Below are 5,538 nucleotides of genomic sequence, written 5' to 3'. Positions count from 1 at the left end.
GCTCGATCTGGCTGACCTCAATGCGCTGAGCTGGTCCGTCGCGAGTTTTTTCATGAGTGCGGCGTCGGCGCCATCACCGACCTGATCGCCGTCGCCTATGACCTGGCCTGGTTCTGGAAGGTTGACCCCGAACAGATGATGGCCAGGCCACTGGATGTGCTTCGCGAATCGCTGGAGCACGCGCAACGGATCAATGCGATGCAGCAGGTGCAGTGATGGCAGACGAAGAGAAGAAAACCCCGAAACCGGTGCTGATCACCGGCATCGATGAACTCTCGCCCAAACTGGGCGCCCTGCGCATGAAGGTTGAGAGTTTTAAAAACAATCTCGAGCACACCGGCCTCGGCAAACTGGACATCAGTGGTCTGTTCAACGGCGGCAGCGTGATCACGCCGTTTGTAGACGGCATCAAATCGGCCGCAGCGTTCCAGGGCAAATTGAGCGAAGTCAGCGACACGGCGAAAACCGTCGATCTGCCCGCCGCGCCGACTGCTGCCACGCAGAACATGAACGTGTTCAGTGCGTCGATGCAGAAGGTTTCGGCGGCGGTGGACGCTGCACTGGTGCCGGCGGTGGGGGCCTTGGTGGTCGGACTGGAGCCGATGCTGACGCAGGTCGGCAGCCTGCTCGCCGACAATCCGAAACTGGTCGAGGGCCTGGCGGCGGGGGCGATTGCCTTCTCCGCCATGCAAACCGCGGTCACCGGTATGACCCAGGTGATGGACGTCATGAGCATGGTGCTCAAGACCAACCCGATCATGCTGATCGCCATGGGCATTGCCGTGGCGGCCGGTTTGATCGTGGCCAACTGGAAACCGATCAGCGCGTTTTTCACAGGGATGTGGGAAGGCGTGAAAAACATCGGTGCGAGTGCAATGGCGACGTTGCGCTCGGTACTTGACTGGCGACCGCTGGCGGCACTGGCGGCGTTGTGGGAACCGGTCACCGGATTTTTCTCGGCTATCTGGGACAAGGTCATGGCCGTGACGGCGCCAGTGATCGACTTCTTCAAGTCGGTTTTCGCGTGGTCGCCTGCGGGGATGATCATTGAAAACTGGGGGCCGCTGACCGGTTTATTCTCGGCGATCTGGGAATTGCTCAAGGCCTTGAGTGTGCCGGTGATGGCGTTTCTCAGAAACCTGTTCGATTTCTCGCCGATGCAGATGATTACCGATGCGTGGGGTGGTGTCGTGAAGTTCTTCGAACCGATGTTCACCACGCTGCAATCGGCCGTACAAAGCACCCGGGATATCCTGCGCACGCTGTTCGATTTTTTCCCGATGGAAATGCTCACCAGCGCCTGGGGTGGAGTTGTCGGGTTCTTCGAACCGATCTGGATGGCGCTGCAAACGTCTGTGCAGCGAGTCAGGGGCTTTTTCACCAGCCTGTTCGAGTGGTCACCGCTGGAGCAGATTGCCCAGTATTGGCAGCCGATCGGTGAGGTCTTTTCGGCGCTCTGGGGCGTTGTGTTGGCGCTGTCCGCGCCGGTCGTGGACTTTCTGCACAGCCTGTTCGAATGGAAACCGCTGGATCAGATCATCGAGAGTTGGGGGCCGATCACCGAGTGGTTCGGCGAGTTGTGGCAAAAGCTGCAAACCGTCATCGCGCCGATCAAGGAGTTGTTCGACGGTGGCTTCGCCGGACTGATCGCCAAGGTCACCGGCAAGGTTGAAACTCTCACTGAAGCACAACGCCAAACCAATGCCGAAGGCAAAGGCGAACTGGCGCCGGCGTTCTTCGCTGCCAGCCCGGCGCCTGGCAACGGCACACTGCAAAGCGGCTCGTTACCGCAAACCTCCAGCGCGCTGATCCAGCAAAGCGCCGCCAACAACCGCACGCAGCTCGAAGGCGGGCTGACGGTGCGCTTCGAAAATGCGCCGGCAGGCCTGCGCACCGATCAACCGCAAACCAATCAACCGGGCCTGGCCGTGTCTTCACGCATCGGCTATCGCTCGCTGTCGATGGGAGGTTCCCAATGAACTGGCGTGACCGTTTATTGCCGGCATCCTTTCGCGGTGTCGGTTTCTGGATCGACCAGGCGAAAACCCCGGTCGGTCGCAAAGGGCAGTTGCATGAATACCCGCAACGCGACCTGCCGTTTTTCGAGGACCTCGGCCAGCAGGCCAAGACCCATGATCTGACCGCGTTCATCATCGGCCCTGATTGTCTGGAGCAGCGCGACAAGTTGCTCAAGGCGCTGGAGCAGGGCCGTGGCGAACTGGTGCATCCGTGGCTCGGACGCCTGCAAGTCAAGGTCGGCGAATGCGACATGACCCACACCCGCCAGGACGGTGGGTTGGTGACGTTCGCCTTGAAGTTCTATCCCGACCAACCCCTGCCGTTTCCGACCGCCACGGTCAGCACGCAGAAAGTGCTGCTGGCCAAGGCCGACGGTCTGCTGGGTTCAGCGGTGGCGCGTTTCGAACAGGCGATGACGCTGATCAAGGCTGCGCGGATCGGCATCACCAACCTGCGCAACAGCCTTACCGGCGTCTATGACGTGATCAAAGAGCAACTGAAACCTTTGATCGAGCAGTACCGGCAGATCACTGAACTGGTCAAGGCCGTGAAGGAGCTGCCCAAGGAAGTGGCGGCGGAATTCAAGGGTTTGCTCGGCGATATCAAGGAGCTGAAAGCGTTCGCCAAGGAAGGCTACCGTGGCGTGATAGCCGACGTGTCGCAGCAACTCGAAGCGATTCGCAAGGCTGATGCGCCAAAGATCACCACGGGCAGAGACACCAATGCCGCAGCGCAGGCGATGGCGGATCTGGTGCAGGACACGATGCTGGTCAAAGTGGCGCAGTGGGTCGCGTCGATGCCAGTGGCGACCACGCCGGTAAAACTGGCGTCGACACCGTCGGTGGCTCAACAGTCGACGTCGCCGGTGAGTCGTCAGGAAGTTCCCGTCAGCGATGACATGCAAGCGCTGCGCACAGCGGTGACTGCAGCGATCGACCCGATGCTGGCGAAAGCCGGACCTGCGCACTTCCAGGCCATCAACGATGTAAAGGAAGCGCTCGTGGCTCATCTCAAAGCGGTGGCGTCCTCCGGCGTGCGTCAAGTCAGCAAATCGTTTCAGGAAAGCTTTCCGGCAGTGGTCGTGGCCTACAAACAGTTTGGCGACGCCACGCGGGTCGAAGAAGTGACTCAGCGTAACGCGATTACCCATCCCGGTTTCTCGCCCAACGATGTGAAAGTCTCGCGGGAGTGACGCCATGAACGAGATGGACAATCACGTCACGCTGACGGTCAACAACATGGAATACGGCGGCTGGAAAAGCGTCGAAATCATCGCCGATCTCGAGCGTCAGTTCCGCACCTTCAAGCTCGACATTACCTGGCAATGGCCGGGGCAGGCGGTGAGCAAACCGATTAAACCCGGTGACCCCTGTGAAGTGAAAATCGGCAAGGACTTGGTGCTCACCGGTTACGTGTTCAAAGCACCGATCCGCTATGACGGGCGGCAAATCAGCCTGACCATCGAAGGCAGTTCCAAGACCCAGGATCTGGTCGATTGCGCCGCTCGCAACCTGCCCAGCCAATGGCAGCAACAACCCTTGCTGACTATCGTCCGCGATCTGGCGAGCGAATATGGGCTGTCAGTGGTCAACGAGATCAGCGAAACCACACGCCTGACCAAACACACCATCGTGCCGGGTGAAACGGCATTCCAGTCGATCGATCGATTGCTCTCGCTGCTGCGGGTGTTTTCCACCGACAACGAGCTGGGCCAGTTGGTACTGGCCAAACCCGGCAGCGGCGGCCGCGCCAGCGATGCGCTGGAGCTGGGCAAGAACATCCTGTCGGCCAGTGCGCCGATGGATTTCAGCCAGGTGTTCTCCGAGTACCGGGTGATCGGCCAGCAAAAAGGCTCGGATGCGAAAAGCGGCGCGGCGGTCAGCGAAGTCGAGTCGACCGCGGCCGATCTGAGTTTCAAACGGCGGCGCACCACGGTGATCAATGAAGGCACGCAACTGACCTTTGAGTTGGCGCAGCAGCGTGCTCTATGGGAAAGCGCGACCCGCATGGGCCGCGCGCAGACCACCACCTATCAGGTGCAGGGATGGCGGCAGAGCAATGGCGATTTGTGGCGCCATAACACGCTGGTCAAGGTCAAGGATCCGGTGCTGGATTTCGATGGTGACATGCTGATTTCCAAGGTCACTTATTCGCTGTCGGCGCAGGGATCGGTGACCACCTTGCAAGTGGCGCCGCCGCATACCTTTGATCCTGATCCGACTCCCCCGAAGCAAACCCAGGCCTGACGCAGGATCCTGCTGGCGACAATGGCCCCTGTGGGAGCGGGCTTGCCCGCGATAGCGGTCGTGACAACAAATACATTTTTTCCCTGACACACCGCCATCGCGGGCAAGCCCGCTCCCACAGGGTTTGTGTCGACAAAGTCTAAGGAAACCCATGAGCCTACTGACACGCCTGCTGGCGCGCGGCACTGTCGTGCTCGCCAATTCGGCAACCAAGCTGCAATCGCTGCAAATGCGCCTCACCGCCGGTGAAATCAACGACGACCTCGAACACTTCGAACCCTACGGTTTCACCAGCCATCCGCTGGCGGGAGCCGAAGGGGTCGTCACCTTCATCGGCGGCGACCGTTCCCATGCCATCGCCCTGGTCATCGCCGACCGCCGCTATCGCCTTCAAGCACTCGCTGCCGGTGAAGTGGCGATCTACACCGACGAGGGCGACAAAATTCATTTCAAGCGCGGACGGATCATCGACATCGAAACCGCCACGCTGAACATCCGCGCCAGCAGCGCGGTGAACTTCGACACGCCGGTGATCAACCAGACCGGCAAGATCGTTTCCACCGGTGATCAACTGGCCGGCGGCATCAGCCAGATCAAACACGTGCATGTTGGCGTGCAGGCCGGCAACGGTCAGACCGGCGCGCCGGCAGGAGGCCAGTGATGTTCATCAGCCAGAACCTCCACGCCGCACTGACCCGCGCGGTGCTGATCAGCCTGTTCACCTGGCGTCGCGCCGCCGATGACGATGCCCTCGATGACGAAGAACGCTTCGGCTGGTGGGGCGACAGTTTTCCCACGGTTGCCGACGATCGCATCGGCTCGCGGCTGTGGCTGTTGCGCCGGGTCAAGCTGACCCGGCAGACGCAGATGGACGCGGAGTTCTACGCCCGCGAAGCCCTGCAATGGCTACTCGACGACGGCCACTGCAGCGCCATCGACATCATCAGCGAACGCCTCGACGCCCAGCGCCTGAACCTGCGCACGGTCCTGACCCTGGCCGACGGCGAACGTCTGGACATCAACCCCGATAACAGTTGGCAGGTGATCTATGCCGTTTGAAACCCCTTCGCTGCCGGTGCTGATCAAGCGCACCCAAAGCGACCTGGCCGGCGATTCGCTGCGCCAGTCCGATGCGCAAGTGCTCGCCCGCACCCTCGGCGGCGCCGCTTATGGTCTGTACGGTTATCTCGACTGGATTGCCGAGCAGATCCTGCCCGACAAAGCCGATGAATCGACACTGGAACGCATCGCCGCGTTGCGCCTGAATCAACCG

At 60.7% G+C, this 5,538-nt stretch carries 4 protein-coding genes and 3 pseudogenes; all 7 read left to right on the top strand.

Features of this window, described 5'->3' with window-relative positions; all coding sequences use genetic code 11:
- A pseudogene (locus OQK_RS29075) lies at positions 1 to 85 on the top strand (phage tail assembly protein); the annotation flags it as partial.
- 130 nt (positions 86 to 215) lie between these two features.
- A pseudogene (locus tag OQK_RS05155) lies at positions 216 to 1,989 on the top strand (phage tail protein).
- Positions 1,976 to 3,211: a DNA circularization protein gene (locus OQK_RS05150; RefSeq protein ID WP_016771425.1), complete on the top strand. Its 1,236-nt coding sequence runs from the start codon at positions 1,976 to 1,978 to the stop codon at positions 3,209 to 3,211. Before OQK_RS05155 ends, OQK_RS05150 begins: the two are co-directional and overlap by 14 nt.
- 4 nt (positions 3,212 to 3,215) lie before the next feature.
- On the top strand, positions 3,216 to 4,265 hold the full coding sequence (locus OQK_RS05145) for a phage baseplate assembly protein (protein WP_016771424.1): 1,050 nt from the start codon (positions 3,216 to 3,218) through the stop codon (positions 4,263 to 4,265).
- A 151-nt stretch (positions 4,266 to 4,416) separates the two neighbouring features.
- Positions 4,417 to 4,926: a phage baseplate assembly protein V gene (locus OQK_RS05140; protein WP_016771423.1), complete on the top strand. Its 510-nt coding sequence runs from the start codon at positions 4,417 to 4,419 to the stop codon at positions 4,924 to 4,926.
- Positions 4,926 to 5,324 (top strand): phage GP46 family protein, encoded by a 399-nt coding sequence (locus tag OQK_RS05135; protein WP_016771422.1) that lies wholly within the window; start codon positions 4,926 to 4,928, stop codon positions 5,322 to 5,324. The genes OQK_RS05140 and OQK_RS05135 overlap by 1 nt, the downstream gene beginning before the upstream one ends.
- Positions 5,314 to 5,538: pseudogene (locus OQK_RS05130) on the top strand (baseplate J/gp47 family protein); the annotation flags it as partial. The gene OQK_RS05135 and the pseudogene OQK_RS05130, both read left to right, overlap by 11 nt.

This window comes from Pseudomonas sp. R62 (genome assembly GCF_000257605.1).
Lineage (GTDB): Bacteria > Pseudomonadota > Gammaproteobacteria > Pseudomonadales > Pseudomonadaceae > Aquipseudomonas > Aquipseudomonas atacamensis.
Note: the sequence above shows the minus strand (reverse complement) of the source record. Positions and strands in the feature narration are given on the sequence as shown.